Consider the following 13,923-nt stretch of genomic DNA (forward strand, 5'->3'; position numbering starts at 1 on the left):
ATCGTCGTGACTCCCGGCAGTCTGGAATGACGCGAAAATACGCACGTACTTACGGGGGTAGGCTCGACAACGGCCGGGGCGCCCCGTGCACCGGCATTCGACATGCGTGACATGTGGAGAGGAGCCCTGACCCAGGGTGAGCACCAAGCCGACCACCACAGACCTCGAGTGGACCGAGTTGGACCAGCGGGCCGTCGACACCGCCCGCGTCCTGGCCGCCGACGCCGTACAGAAGGTCGGTAACGGCCATCCCGGTACGGCGATGAGCCTGGCTCCCGCCGCCTACACCCTCTTCCAGAAGGTGATGCGGCACGACCCCGCCGACCCGGAGTGGGTCGGGCGCGACCGCTTCGTGCTGTCCGCGGGCCACTCGTCCCTGACTCTCTACACCCAGCTCTACCTGGCCGGCTTCGGCCTGGAGCTGGACGACCTGAAGTCGTTCAGGACGTGGGGCTCGAAGACCCCCGGTCACCCGGAGTACGGACACACCAAGGGTGTCGAGACGACGACCGGCCCGCTCGGCCAGGGTGTCGCCAACGCGGTGGGCATGGCGATGGCGGCCCGCTACGAGCGCGGTCTGTTCGACCCGGAGGCCGCCGAGGGCGAGTCCCCGTTCGACCACTTCGTGTACGCCATCGCCGGTGACGGCTGTCTCCAGGAGGGCATCTCCGCCGAGGCGTCCTCGCTGGCCGGCCACCAGCAGCTCGGCAACCTCGTGCTGCTGTGGGACGACAACCACATCTCGATCGAGGGCGACACCGAGACGGCCGTCTCCGAGGACACCGTCAAGCGCTACGAGGCGTACGGCTGGCATGTGCAGCGCGTGGCCCCCAAGCCGGACGGCGACCTCGACCCGCACGCCCTCTACAACGCCATCGAGGCCGCGAAGCAGGTGACGGACAAGCCGTCCTTCATCGCGATGCGCTCGATCATCGCCTGGCCCGCCCCGAACGCGCAGAACACCGAGGCCGCCCACGGCTCGGCGCTCGGCGACGACGAGGTCGCGGCGACCAAGCGGGTGCTGGGCTTCGACCCGGAGCAGAGCTTCGAGGTCTCGGACGAGGTCATCAACCACACCCGGGGCGCCCTGGACCGTGGCCGCCAGGCCAAGGCCGAGTGGGAGAAGCAGCTCCAGGAGTGGCGCAACAACAACGCCGAGCGCGCCGCCGAGTTCGACCGCATCGTCGCCGGCGAGCTGCCCAAGGGCTGGGAGGACAAGCTCCCGGTCTTCGAGCCCGGCAAGGGTGTCGCCACGCGTGCCGCCTCCGGCAAGGTGCTCCAGGCTCTCGGCGCGGTGATCCCCGAGCTGTGGGGCGGCTCCGCCGACCTGGCCGGCTCGAACAACACCACGATCGACAAGGACAGTTCCTTCCTGCCGGCGGACAACCCGCTGCCGGAGGCGGACCCGTACGGCCGCACGATCCACTTCGGCATCCGCGAGCACTCCATGGCCGCGGAGATGAACGGCATCGCGCTGCACGGCAACACCCGTGTCTACGGCGGTACGTTCCTCGTCTTCTCCGACTACATGCGCAACGCGGTGCGGCTGTCCGCGCTGATGCACCTGCCGGTGACGTACGTGTGGACGCACGACTCCATCGGTCTCGGCGAGGACGGCCCCACCCACCAGCCGGTCGAGCACCTCGCCTCGCTGCGCGCCATCCCGGGCCTGAACGTGGTCCGCCCGGCCGACGCCAACGAGACCGCGATCGCCTGGCGCGAGATCCTCAAGCGCTACACGAAGGTCTTCGGCAAGGGCGCCCCGCACGGTCTGGCGCTGACCCGTCAGGGCGTGCCGACGTACGAGTCCAACGAGGACGCGGTCAAGGGCGGCTACGTCCTCTTCGAGGCGTCGAACGACGCCCCCGAGGTCGTGCTGATCGCCACCGGCTCCGAGGTGCACGTCGCCGTCGAGGCGCGCGAGCGGCTGGAGGCCGACGGTGTGCCGACGCGGGTCGTGTCCATGCCGTGCGTGGAGTGGTTCGAGGAGCAGGACCAGGGGTACCGGGACAGCGTCCTGCCGCCGTCGGTGAAGGCGCGTGTCGCGGTGGAGGCCGGCATCGGTCTCACCTGGCACAAGTACGTCGGGGACGCCGGCCGCATCGTTTCCCTGGAGCACTTCGGTGCTTCGGCCGACGGCAAGGTCCTCTTCCAGGAGTTCGGCTTCACTGCGGAGAACGTGGCCGCGAAGGCGCGGGAATCCCTCGCCGCTGCCCAGCGCTGACGCTCATATACGAAACGTAGGAGATGTAATTCCATGACAGACGCACTCAAGCGCCTCTCCGAAGAAGGCGTCGCGATCTGGCTGGACGACCTGTCGCGCAAGCGGATCACGTCCGGCAACCTCGCCGAACTGATCGACCAGCAGCACGTCGTGGGCGTCACGACCAACCCGTCGATCTTCCAGAAGGCGATCAGCAGCGGTGACGGCTACGAGCAGCAGCTCGCCGACCTCGCCGCCCGCAAGGTCACCGTCGAAGAGGCGATCCGCATGATCACCACGGCGGACGTCCGCGACGCCGCCGACATCCTGCGCCCGGTCTTCGACGCCACCGGCGGCCAGGACGGCCGCGTGTCGATCGAGGTCGACCCGCGCCTGGCCCACAACACCAAGGCGACCATCGCCGAGGCCAAGCAGCTGGCCTGGCTGGTCGACCGCCCCAACACCCTCATCAAGATCCCGGCCACCAAGGCGGGCCTGCCGGCCATCACCGAGGTGATCGGCAACGGCATCAGCGTCAACGTCACGCTGATCTTCTCGCTGGAGCGCTACCGCGAGGTCATGGACGCGTACCTCGCGGGTCTGGAGAAGGCCAAGGAAAAGGGCCTGGACCTCTCCCTGATCCACTCCGTGGCGTCCTTCTTCGTGTCCCGCGTGGACACCGAGATCGACAAGCGGATCGACGCGCTCGGCTCCGAGGCGGCCAAGGCCGCCCGCGGCAAGGCGGGCGTCGCCAACGCGCGTCTGGCCTACGAGGCGTACGAAGAGGTCTTCTCCTCTTCCCGCTGGCAGGAGCTGGACAAGGCGCGGGCCAACAAGCAGCGCCCGCTGTGGGCCTCGACCGGCGTGAAGGACCCGGCCTACAAGCCGACCCTCTACGTCGACGAGCTGGTGGCGCCGAACACGGTGAACACCATGCCGGAAGCCACTCTCCAGGCCACCGAGGAGAGCGGCGAGATCCGCGGCAACGCCGTCGCCGGGACCTACGAGCAGTCCCGTGCCGAGATCGACGCGGTCGAGAAGCTCGGGATCTCCTACAACGAGGTCGTGCAGCTGCTGGAGGACGAGGGCGTCGAGAAGTTCGAGGCGTCCTGGAACGACCTGCTCAAGTCGACTGAGGCAGAGCTGGAGCGCCTCGCCCCCTCGGAGGGCTGAAACCTTGTCGAGCAGCAACCCGCTGCGTGACCCCGCCGACCGACGGCTCCCGCGTATCGCGGGGCCGTCGGGGCTCGTCATCTTCGGCGTCACGGGCGATTTGTCCCGGAAGAAGCTCATGCCCGCCGTGTACGACCTCGCGAACCGGGGTCTGTTGCCGCCGGGCTTCTCGCTGGTCGGTTTCGCCCGGCGCGAGTGGCAGAACGAGGACTTCGCCCAGGAGGTCCACGACGCCGTCAAGGAGCACGCCCGTACGCAGTTCCGCGAGGAGGTCTGGCAGCAGCTCATCCAGGGGATGCGCTTCGTCCAGGGCACCTTCGACGACGACGACGCGTTCGAGCGGCTGCGGGGCACCATCGAGGAGCTCGACAAGGCGCAGGGCACGGGCGGCAACTTCGCCTTCTACCTCTCGGTGCCGCCGCGCTCCTTCCCCGTGGTCATCCAGCAGCTGAAGAAGCACGGGCTCACCGACCAGTCCGCCGGCTCCTGGCGCCGTGCGGTCATCGAGAAGCCCTTCGGTCACGACCTGAAGTCGGCCGAGGACCTCAACAAGGTCGTCCACGAGGTCTTCGCCCCGGACCAGGTCTTCCGGATCGACCACTACCTCGGCAAGGAGACCGTCCAGAACATCCTGGCGCTGCGCTTCGCCAACCAGATGTTCGAGCCGATCTGGAACCGGTCCTTCGTGGACCACGTACAGATCACGATGGCCGAGGACATCGGCGTCGGCGGCCGGGCCGGCTACTACGACGGCATCGGCGCCGCCCGTGACGTCATCCAGAACCACCTCCTCCAGCTCATGGCCCTCACCGCCATGGAGGAGCCGTCCTCCTTCGACGCGGACGCGCTGGCCGCCGAGAAGACCAAGGTGCTCGGCGCGGTGAAGCTGCCGAAGGACCTGGGCCGGGACACCGTCCGCGGACAGTACGCGGAGGGCTGGCAGGGCGGTGAGCAGGCGGTCGGGTACCTCCAGGAGGAGGGCATCGACCCCAAGTCCAAGACGGACACGTACGCCGCCATCAAGCTGGAGGTGGACAACCGCCGCTGGGCGGGCGTCCCCTTCTACCTGAGGACCGGCAAGCGCCTGGGCCGCCGCGTCACCGAGATCGCGGTGGTGTTCCAGCGGGCCCCGCACTCCCCCTTCGACTCGACGGCCACCGAGGAGCTGGGCTCCAACGCGATCGTCATCCGCGTCCAGCCCGACGAGGGCATCACGGTCCGCTTCGGTTCGAAGGTCCCCGGCACCTCCATGGAGATCCGGGACGTGTCGATGGACTTCGCCTACGGCGAGTCCTTCACGGAGTCCTCGCCCGAGGCGTACGAGCGGCTGATCCTCGACGTCCTGCTCGGTGACTCGAACCTCTTCCCGCGCACCGAGGAGGTCGAGCTGTCCTGGAAGATCCTCGACCCGATCGAGGAGTACTGGGACCAGCACGGCAAGCCGGCCCAGTACTCGTCCGGCACCTGGGGTCCGGTCGAGGCGGACGAAATGCTCGCACGAGAGGGACGGAGCTGGCGCCGGCCATGAAGATAGACCTCACGGACACCACGGCCAGCAAGATCAACAAGGCACTGGTCAAGGGCCGCCGGGCCATCGGCACGCCGGCCGTCGGCATGGTGCTCACGCTGGTCATCGTCACGGACGAGGAGAACGCGTACGACGCCCTGAAGGCCGCCAACGACGCGTCGCGCGAGCACCCCTCGCGCACGCTCGTGGTCATCAAGCGCGTCTCCCGCACTCCCCGCGACCGCACCCAGTCCCGCCTCGACGCCGAGGTGCGGGTGGGCGCGGACGCGGGCACCGGCGAGACGGTGGTCCTGCGGCTGTACGGCGATGTCGTGCACCACGCCCAGTCGGTCGTCCTGCCGCTGCTGCTGCCCGACGCCCCCGTGGTCGTCTGGTGGCCGGTGGAGGCACCGATCGACCCGGCGAACGACCCGCTGGGCGCCCTCGCCCAGCGCCGGGTCACCGACACCTACGCCTCCGAGCAGCCGGTACGGGACCTCGGCGCCCGCGCCGACACCTACACGCCGGGCGACACCGACCTGTCCTGGACCCGCATCACGCCTTGGCGCTCGATGCTGGCCGCGGCTCTGGACCAGGTCACCGTGGACGTCAACGCCGTCGAGGTGGAGGGCGAGGAGTTCAACCCGAGCTGCGAGCTGCTGGCGATGTGGCTCGCGGACCGGCTGGCCGTCCCGGTGAAGCGCTCGCTGTCGGGCGGCCCCGGCCTCACCGCGGTCCGCATGGCCACCAGCCACGGTCCCATCACGCTGGACCGCGCGGACGGCTCGCTGGCGACGCTGTCCATCGAGGGCCAGCCGGACCGTGCGGTGGCGCTCAAGCGGCGGGAGACGGCCGAGCTGATCGCGGAGGAACTGCGGCGGCTCGACCCGGACGACACGTACGCCTCGGCGCTGCGGTTCGGGGTGGAGCGGCTGAACCCTTCGGCGCAGGGCGTGGCGGCTCCGGCGGCTTCGGCTCCGGTCGCTTCGGCCGAGGAACCGGTCGCGGTTCCTGTGGAGGAGGCGGCGAATGCTCCCGCGAAGAAGGCGGTGGCCAAGCCCGGCCCGGTGAAGAAGGCGGCGGTCAAGTGAGTACTCCGCAGCTGGTCGTGCACCGCGACAAGGAGCTGATGGCGCAGGCCGCCGCGGCCCGTCTGATCACGAAGATCGTGGACGCGCAGGCCTCCCGGGGTTACGCGTCCGTGGTCCTCACCGGCGGCCGCAACGGCAACGGTCTGCTGGCCGCGCTGGCGGCGGCTCCCGCGCGGGACGCGATCGACTGGGGCCGGCTCGACCTGTGGTGGGGTGACGAGCGGTTCCTGCCCGAGGGCGACCCGGACCGCAATGTCACGCAGGCCCGCGAGGCCCTGCTGGACTCGGTGCCGCTCGACCCGAAGCGGGTGCACGCCATGCCCGCCTCGGACGGCCCGTACGGCAAGGACGTGGAGGCGGCGGCGGCCGCCTACGCCGAGGAGCTCGCCCGTGCGGCGGGCCCGGAGAACCACGGCTCGGTGCCGACCTTCGACGTCCTGATGCTGGGCGTCGGCCCGGACACACATGTCGCGTCGCTGTTCCCGGAGCTCCCGGCGGTCCGCGAGACCGAGCGCACGGTGGTCGGCGTCCACGGCGCGCCGAAGCCCCCGCCGACGCGCGTGACGCTGACGCTGCCCGCCATCCGCGCCGCCCGCGAGGTCTGGCTCCTCGCGGCCGGCGAGGACAAGGCCCAGGCCGCGGCGATCGCCCTCTCGGGCGCGGGCGAGATCCAGGCCCCGGCGGCCGGCGCGCAGGGCCGCCAGCGCACCCTGTGGCTCCTGGACGCGGCAGCGGCCTCACAGCTGCCGCGCTCGCTGTATCCGCCGGCGTCACCCTGAGCGCACTGCCGGAAGGCCCCAGGTCGATGACCTGGGGCCTTCTTGCGTTCACGGCACGCCGCCGCGATGGAGCCGGGCCCGTCAGTGCCCGTAGGGGTTGCCCTGGTTGTAGGGGTTCCCGGCCGGCGGCCCGTAGGGGTTGCCGTGGTGGTACGGCTGCCCTGTGCCCGGCCCGTACGGATTGCCCGGGTGGTACGTCTGTCCCGGGCCCGGCCCGTACGGGTTGCCCTGCGGCGGCGCGTACGGCGGCATCGGCGGGGGCGGTGGGGTGAGGTGCGGCTGGGTGGCCGGGTGGGCGGCCAGCCGGATGCCGTAGCGCTGGTCCAGTCGCCGCATCTCCAGCAGCGAGATTCCCGTGACCGTCAGTGGTGCGCCCAGGATGAACAGGACGCCCATCCCGAGGCTGAGCCCGTGCAGGTCGCCCGTGAGGAGGTCGGGGAGGGCCATCAGCCAGGACGTGACCGTGGCGAGCAGCGGCGGCAGACAGCGGTGCACACCCGCGGTGCCGAAGAAGTTCGCGCCCACGTGCCAGGCCCCGCGGGCCACGAAACCGATCAGCCAGAGCACGACCGGGCCGAGGACCAGGATGAAGAACCCCGCGCCGCCCGCAGTCTGCAGCAGCACCACCGTGAGCACGATCGTCCCCACGAAGAGCAGCAGCAGTTTCAGCGAGTTGAACAGCGAGGGCTTCAGCCCGCTCACCGAGCCGCGCCGCCGCCACACGAAGAGCATGACGCCGACCGTCAGCGGTGTGATGAAGAGCAGGACGACGGAGGCCGTCAGCATGTTCTCCAACATCTCGTCGAAGGCGAAGCCGCCCTCGACGAAGGTGTACACACCGATCGCCGCGACCGTCCCGGCGATGAGACGGATCTTCTTCAGCTGTTCCACCGCCGGGTCGATGGACTCCGGTATCCACGCCGGGTGAAACACGGCGCGTGCCGCGTACTTCGGTTTCCAGAGCGACCCCGCCGTCAGCGCGCCGCCCGTCCAACTTCCTTGTGAACCAGCCACCTTGCACTCCCCCGAGCCATGGCTTTCATGATCGTCGGGGATTCTACGGGAAGCGGACGGCTCCGCGCCGCCCGCTTTCCGCGATCCGCGGTCACGAACGGCCGCGCAGCTCCCGGTACTTGGCCACCAGAGCCTTGGTCGACTCGTCGAGACCCGGAACGTCCGCGCCCTCGGTCAGTGCGGGTTCCACGCGCTTGGCGAGGACCTTGCCGAGCTCCACTCCCCACTGGTCGAAGGAGTCGATGTTCCAGACGGCTCCCTGGACGAACACCTTGTGCTCGTACAGCGCCACGAGCTGCCCGAGTACCGACGGCGTCAGCTCGCGCGCGAGGATCGTCGTGGTCGGGTGGTTGCCCTGGAACGTCTTGTGCGCCACCAGCTCCTCGGCCACCCCCTCGGCCCGTACCTCGTCCGGCGTCTTGCCGAACGCGAGGGCCTGCGTCTGTGCGAAGAAGTTCGCCATCAACAGGTCGTGCTGCGCCTTGAACTGGTCGCCGAGCTCGGCGACGGGCTCGGCGAAGCCGATGAAGTCCGCCGGGATCAGCTTCGTGCCCTGGTGGATCAACTGGTAGTACGCGTGCTGCCCGTTCGTCCCGGGAGTCCCCCACACCACGGGCCCCGTCTGCCACTCCACCGGAACACCGTCCCGGCCCACGTACTTGCCGTTGGACTCCATGTCCAGCTGCTGGAGGTACGCCGTGAACTTGGACAGGTAGTGGCTGTAGGGCAGCACCGCGTGCGATTGGGCGTCATGGAAGTTGCCGTACCAGATCCCCAACAGGCCAAGGAGCAGCGGCACGTTGGACTCGGCGGGCGCGGTCCTGAAGTGCTCGTCGACGAGCCGGAACCCGTCGAGCATCTCCCGGAAGCGGTCCGGGCCGATGGCGATCATCAGGGACAGCCCGATCGCCGAGTCGTACGAGTACCGTCCGCCGACCCAGTCCCAGAACTCGAACATGTTGGCCGTGTCGATACCGAAGTCGCCGACCTTCTCGGCGTTCGTCGACAGCGCCACGAAGTGCTTGGCGACGGCGGCCTCGTCACCGAGCGCGTCCAGCAGCCACTGGCGTGCCGAGGTCGCGTTGGTGATCGTCTCGATGGTGGTGAAGGTCTTGGAGGCGATGATGAACAGCGTCTCGGCCGGGTCCAGGTCGCGGGTCGCCTCGTGCAGGTCGGCGCCGTCCACGTTGGACACGAAGCGGACCGTGAGGTCGCGGTCGGTGAAGCTGCGCAGCACCTCGTACGCCATCGCCGGGCCGAGGTCGGAGCCGCCGATGCCGACGTTGACGACGTTCTTGATGCGCCTGCCGGTGTGCCCCTTCCACTCCCCCGAGCGGACGCGCTCGGCGAAGCCGGCCATCTTGTCGAGGACCGCGTGCACGCCCGGGACGACGTTCTCCCCGTCGACCTCGACCACCGTGTCCCGGGCGGCCCGCAGCGCGGTGTGCAGGACGGCCCGGTCCTCGGTGGTGTTGATCTTCTCGCCGCGGAACATGGCGTCCCGGAGGCCGAAGACATCGGTGGCGGCGGCCAGTTCGCGCAGCAGCCGCAGCGTCTCCTCGGTGACGAGGTGCTTGGAGTAGTCGACGTGCAGGTCCCCGACCTGGAGCGTGTACCCGGCGCCGCGGCCCGGGTCGGCGGCGAACAGCTCGCGCAGCCGCACCTCGCCGAGCTCCTCGCGGTGCTTGGCCAGAGCGGTCCACTCGGGTGTCTGGTTGAGCCTCGTACGGCCGTCTGCGTTCATGTCCGACTTCAGCCTTCTTTCGTGCCTGTCCCAGCTGGTCCAACCTAGTTGATCAGCGCGTGACATGAGCTGTCACGGCGCCGTCCTTCGGTGCAACAACAGGTACGTCCGGCTTGAGCGCAGGTGTCAACGAGGCGACGGAGAGAACGAAGAAGCCGGCCGCGAGCAACGCCGGGGTGCCCCGCCCCCAGACCGTGGCGACGACACCGCCGAGGATCGCGCCCAGGGGTGCCCCCGCGACCGCCAGGGTCCGGAAGGCCGAGCTGACCCGGCCCAGCATCTCGGCGGGGCTGCGCTGCTGCATGAGGGTCGTGGTGTTGACGTTCCACACCATGCCCATCAGCCCGAAGACGGCCATCGCGGCCACCATCGCGGCCAGGCTCCGCACCGTCCCCATCACGACGAGCGCGCCGATCTGCACCGTCCCGGCGAGCAGTACCGCCCGCACCCGCCCTGTGCGGGAGACCAGTCGGCGGTTGAGCGCTCCCCCGGCCAGGGAGCCGACGGTGTAGGCGGTCGTCGCCGCCGCGAACCCGGCATGCCCCGCACCGATCCAGTCGGTCACCAGAAGCACCATGGTGGCGATGAGGGCGCCCACGCCGACATTGCACAGGGCCGTGGCCGCGCACAGGCCGCGCAGGGCCCGGTCCCCGGCCAGGGTGCGCAGCCCCTCCGCGATCTCCCGGCGCAGGGTGCTGCCCGCCGGTCTCGGCTTCCGCGCGGGCCCACCTGTCCGCAGGGAGGCGACCAGCGCCGCCGCCACCAGGAAGGTCACCGCGTCGGCCACGAAGGGCACGGGGGCGCCGACCACCAGCAGCAGGGGCACGACGGGGGCGCCGAGCAGACCGCCGGCAATCTTCTGCCCGGTCATCAGACGGGCGTTCGCACTGCCGAGGGCCTCGTCGTCCACCAGAGCTGGCAACAAGGCAGTGGACGCGTTGTCGAAGAGTGTCTGCAGAGTGGTCAGGGCGAAGGCCAGCGCGATCAGAAGACCGATGGAGGCCTGTCCGAGTGCCACGGCCACCGCGAAACAGGCGACCAGCAGCCCTCGTAGCGCATCCACCGTCCACATCGCGCGCCGCTGGTCCACCCGGTCGGCGACCGCTCCGCCGAGCAGCCCGAAGACGATCCAGGGCAGATAGCCGCAGGCGGTGACCGCCGCTATGGCCAGGGGCTCGTCGGTCAGGGTGGCGGCCAGCAGGGGCAGCGCCGCCGTACGCAGCGCATCACCGAAACTGGAGAGCACGGCGGCACTCCACAGCCGCCCGAACCCTCCACGCCACGCGGGCACCCGCACACCCGCAGCCTCGACCGTCACCACAGCTTCCCCCTCACGATTGGCCCGCCTTGCGGCGATGCACAAACCGTAGAGGCCACCACTGACAGCGCGGTGGGCCTGTGGATAACGTGAGAACAGCTCCGGCCAGGCACCTCTCGGTGCCCGGCCGGCTGTCAATTCCTAGATCTCGCCCCGCAGTTTGGCGAGCGCCTCGGCGAGGATCGCCTCGCCGTCCGCATCGCTGCGCCGCTCCCGTACGTACGCGAGGTGCGTCTTGTACGGTTCGGTGCGCGGCGGGTCCGGCGGGTTGTCCCGGTCCTGTCCGGCGGGGAAGCCGCAGCGCGGGCAGTCCCAGGTATCGGGGACCTGCGCGTCGCTGGCGAAGCTGGGCTGCGTCTCGTGCCCGTTGGAGCACCAGAAGGAGATGCGCAGCCGGGGCGCGGACTCGCCACGCTCGGCCTCGCCCATCGGCCCCGCCCCGACCCGGCTTCCTCGGATCGCGTTGCCACTTGCCACGGTCGTAACTCCCTGCGTGATGGTGCCGCGAAGCGAGTCGGCGTTTTCGCTTCGTTGCGAGCGCCTCAGTCTACGTAAGGCCCAACGCGCGTCCAGTGATTGGAGTTACAGCCCCTACACCTAGACGCAAGCCCCATGATAGGCCGCGCTCAGGTGCGCGTACCGAACATGGGGCCTTACGTACGGAATGTGCGTGCCGGTCAGTTGTTCACCTTCATCAGAAGGCCGAGCACGATGATGCACGCGAACCACAGCAGACCGACCACGATGGTGATCCGGTCGAGGTTGCGCTCGGCGACCGAGGAGCCGCCGACGGAGGACTGCATACCGCCACCGAACATGTCGGAGAGGCCGCCGCCCTTGCCCTTGTGCATGAGCACCAGCAGCATCATCAGGCCGCTGAAGACGATCAGGGCGATCGAGAACCCCATAACCACGGCTGGACCAACTTCCTCGGATCTGGATGGACGACAGGGGCACAGCCTCAGGGCTGTGCCCCCGCAAGGGTACGACGGATCCCGCTTACCGCATACTCACTGGTCGCGGAAGCGCACGATCTTGACGAACTCGTCGGCATCGAGTGACGCACCGCCCACGAGCGCACCGTCGATGTCGGCCTGCGCCATGATCTCGGCGACGTTGCCGGACTTCACGGAGCCGCCGTACTGGATGCGGACCTGGTCGGCCAGCTCCTGGGTGTAGAGCTCGGCGATCTTGCCGCGGATGGCGGCGCAGACCTCCTGGGCGTCCTCGGCGCCGCAGACCTTGCCGGTGCCGATGGCCCACACGGGCTCGTAGGCGATCACGACGGACTCGGCCTGCTCGGCCGGGAGGTCCTTCAGACCGCCCTCGACCTGGGCGAGGGTGTGGGAGACGTGGTTGCCCGCCTCGCGGACGTCCAGCTCCTCGCCGACGCACAGGATCGGGGTCAGGCCGTGCTTGTAGGCGGCCTTGACCTTGGCGTTGACGATCTCGTCGGTCTCGGCGTGGTACTGGCGGCGCTCGGAGTGGCCGATCGCCACGTACGTGCACTTCAGCTTGGCGAGCATGGCACCGGAGATCTCGCCGGTGTAGGCGCCGGAGTCCTGCGCGGAGATGTCCTGGGCGCCGTACTTGATCTTGAGCTTGTCGCCGTCGACCAGGGTCTGCACGGAGCGCAGATCGGTGAAGGGCGGCAGGACGGCGACCTCGACGGCCTCGTAGTCCTTGTCGGCCAGGGCGAAAGCGAGCTTCTGGACGTGCGCGATGGCCTCGAGGTGGTTGAGGTTCATCTTCCAGTTACCCGCCATGATCGGCGTGCGAGTGGTCATGCGGGGTCAGTCCTCCAGTGCGGCGAGGCCGGGGAGCGTCTTGCCCTCGAGGTATTCGAGGGAGGCGCCGCCGCCGGTCGAGATGTGGCCGAACGCGTTCTCGTCGAAGCCCAGGATGCGGACGGCCGCGGCGGAGTCGCCACCGCCGACGACCGTGAAGGCCTGGGAGTCGAGGAGTGCCTGGGCGACCGCCTTGGTGCCCTCGGCGAATTCGGGGTGCTCAAAGACGCCCATCGGGCCGTTCCAGAAGACGGTGGCGGCGTCGGTGATCTTCGAGGCGTACAGCTTGTTGGACTCCGGACCAATGTCCAGGCCCATCCGGTCGGCCGGGATGGCGTCGGCGGCGACGGTGGTGGCGCCCGCCGGAGCCTTGGTCTTCAGGTCCGGGAACCCGGGAGCGACCACGGCGTCGACGGGCAGCACCAGCTCGACGCCGGTCTTCTCCGCGCGCTCGATGTACTCGAGGACGGCCGGGATCTGGTCCTCCTGGAGGAGTGACGCGCCGACCTCGTGGCCCTTGGCCTTGAGGAAGGTGTACGCCATGCCGCCGCCGATGAGGATGCGGTCGGCCTTGCCGAGCAGCTGGTCGATGACGGCGAGCTTGTCGGAGACCTTGGCACCGCCGAGGGCGACCACGTAGGGGCGCTGCACCTCGTCCGTGAGCTTCTTCAGGACACCGACCTCGGTGGCGATGAGGTAGCTGGCGTAGTGCGGCAGGCGGGCCGGAAGGTCGAAGACCGAGGCGTGCTTGCGGTGCACCGCGCCGAAGCCGTCGCCCACGTACACGTCGGCGAGGGCGGCGAGCTGGTCGGCGAAGGCGCCGCGCTCGGCGTCGTCCTTGGACGTCTCGCCGGCGTTGAAGCGCAGGTTCTCCACGACCGCGACCCGGCCGTCGGCGAGGCCGGCGACGGTGGCCGTGGCGGAATCGCCGACGGTGTCGGTCGCGAAGGCCACGTCGGCGCCGAGGAGTTCACCGAGGCGCGCGGCGGCGGGAGCGAGGGAGAAGGCCGGGTCCGGGGCGCCCTTGGGGCGGCCCAGGTGGGAGGCGACGACCACGCGGGCGCCCGCCTCGGCCAGCGCCTTGACGGTGGGCAGCACGGCGCGGATACGGCCGTCGTCGGTGATCGTGGTGCCGTCCAGCGGCACGTTCAGGTCGGCGCGGACGAAGACCCGCTTGCCTGCGACGCCTTCGGCGAGAAGTTCGTCGATCGTCTTCATTGAGAGGGCTCCCGAGAGGACTGGTGGTGCTCGTGATCCTAAGAAGGCTGGTCTGTACGTGAGTCAGGGCCCGAGCGGCGCGTCGTTGC

12 protein-coding genes are annotated in these 13,923 nt (G+C 69.6%); 5 read left to right on the forward strand and 7 right to left on the reverse strand.

What is annotated here, in order from left to right:
• Positions 1 to 136: 136 nt before the first annotated feature.
• From tkt to pgl, 5 genes are read left to right on the forward strand one after another with little or no spacing between them, the layout of a single operon-like run.
• On the forward strand, positions 137 to 2,224 hold the full coding sequence (gene tkt, locus OHU89_RS13730) for a transketolase (protein WP_405642736.1): 2,088 nt from the start codon (positions 137 to 139) through the stop codon (positions 2,222 to 2,224).
• Positions 2,225 to 2,257: 33 nt separating this feature from the next.
• The gene (tal, locus tag OHU89_RS13735) at positions 2,258 to 3,376 is read left to right on the forward strand and encodes a transaldolase (RefSeq protein ID WP_405642738.1); all 1,119 of its coding nucleotides are present in this window, start codon (positions 2,258 to 2,260) and stop codon (positions 3,374 to 3,376) included.
• A gap of 4 nt (positions 3,377 to 3,380) precedes the next feature.
• The gene (zwf, locus tag OHU89_RS13740) at positions 3,381 to 4,904 is read left to right on the forward strand and encodes a glucose-6-phosphate dehydrogenase (RefSeq protein ID WP_405642740.1); all 1,524 of its coding nucleotides are present in this window, start codon (positions 3,381 to 3,383) and stop codon (positions 4,902 to 4,904) included.
• Positions 4,901 to 5,974: a glucose-6-phosphate dehydrogenase assembly protein OpcA gene (opcA, locus tag OHU89_RS13745; protein WP_405642742.1), complete on the forward strand. Its 1,074-nt coding sequence runs from the start codon at positions 4,901 to 4,903 to the stop codon at positions 5,972 to 5,974. The genes zwf and opcA overlap by 4 nt, the downstream gene beginning before the upstream one ends.
• Entirely contained in the window at positions 5,971 to 6,753 is a 783-nt protein-coding gene (pgl, locus tag OHU89_RS13750) for a 6-phosphogluconolactonase (RefSeq protein WP_266893995.1), read from the forward strand. The genes opcA and pgl overlap by 4 nt, the downstream gene beginning before the upstream one ends.
• An 81-nt stretch (positions 6,754 to 6,834) precedes the next feature.
• Here pgl and OHU89_RS13755 read toward each other — a convergent pair whose 3' ends face one another.
• The 7 genes from OHU89_RS13755 to OHU89_RS13785 form a co-directional block, all read right to left on the reverse strand.
• Complete coding sequence (locus OHU89_RS13755; protein ID WP_405642744.1) at positions 6,835 to 7,767, reverse strand: hypothetical protein; 933 nt, start codon at positions 7,765 to 7,767, stop codon at positions 6,835 to 6,837.
• A gap of 91 nt (positions 7,768 to 7,858) precedes the next feature.
• On the reverse strand, positions 7,859 to 9,511 hold the full coding sequence (gene pgi, locus OHU89_RS13760) for a glucose-6-phosphate isomerase (protein WP_405642746.1): 1,653 nt from the start codon (positions 9,509 to 9,511) through the stop codon (positions 7,859 to 7,861).
• Between the two features lie 52 nt (positions 9,512 to 9,563).
• A complete protein-coding gene (locus tag OHU89_RS13765; RefSeq protein WP_405642747.1) occupies positions 9,564 to 10,832 on the reverse strand; it encodes an MFS transporter in 1,269 nt (422 codons plus the stop codon).
• A gap of 138 nt (positions 10,833 to 10,970) precedes the next feature.
• Positions 10,971 to 11,306, reverse strand: coding sequence for an RNA polymerase-binding protein RbpA (locus tag OHU89_RS13770; RefSeq protein ID WP_003957010.1), 336 nt, complete (start codon positions 11,304 to 11,306; stop codon positions 10,971 to 10,973).
• A 200-nt stretch (positions 11,307 to 11,506) separates the two neighbouring features.
• Positions 11,507 to 11,737 (reverse strand): preprotein translocase subunit SecG, encoded by a 231-nt coding sequence (gene secG / locus OHU89_RS13775; RefSeq protein WP_046261782.1) that lies wholly within the window; start codon positions 11,735 to 11,737, stop codon positions 11,507 to 11,509.
• A 102-nt stretch (positions 11,738 to 11,839) separates the two neighbouring features.
• Positions 11,840 to 12,616, reverse strand: coding sequence for a triose-phosphate isomerase (gene tpiA, locus OHU89_RS13780; protein WP_266893987.1), 777 nt, complete (start codon positions 12,614 to 12,616; stop codon positions 11,840 to 11,842).
• A gap of 6 nt (positions 12,617 to 12,622) precedes the next feature.
• Positions 12,623 to 13,834, reverse strand: coding sequence for a phosphoglycerate kinase (locus OHU89_RS13785; protein ID WP_405642750.1), 1,212 nt, complete (start codon positions 13,832 to 13,834; stop codon positions 12,623 to 12,625).
• Positions 13,835 to 13,923 lie beyond the last annotated feature (89 nt).

Origin of the sequence: Streptomyces sp. NBC_00019 (assembly GCF_045041015.1) — a bacterium.
Classification (GTDB): domain Bacteria; phylum Actinomycetota; class Actinomycetes; order Streptomycetales; family Streptomycetaceae; genus Streptomyces.

Excerpts from the sequence above, each read along its gene's own strand:
- tal (WP_405642738.1), top strand. The coding sequence starts at position 2,258 with ATGACAGACGCACTCAAGCGCCTCTCCGAAGAAGGCGTCGCGATCTGG.
- pgi (WP_405642746.1), bottom strand. The coding sequence starts at position 9,511 with ATGAACGCAGACGGCCGTACGAGGCTCAACCAGACACCCGAGTGGACC.
- secG (WP_046261782.1), bottom strand. The coding sequence starts at position 11,737 with ATGGGGTTCTCGATCGCCCTGATCGTCTTCAGCGGCCTGATGATGCTG.
- OHU89_RS13785 (WP_405642750.1), bottom strand. The coding sequence starts at position 13,834 with ATGAAGACGATCGACGAACTTCTCGCCGAAGGCGTCGCAGGCAAGCGG.
- opcA (WP_405642742.1), top strand. The coding sequence starts at position 4,901 with ATGAAGATAGACCTCACGGACACCACGGCCAGCAAGATCAACAAGGCA.
- tpiA (WP_266893987.1), bottom strand. The coding sequence starts at position 12,616 with ATGACCACTCGCACGCCGATCATGGCGGGTAACTGGAAGATGAACCTC.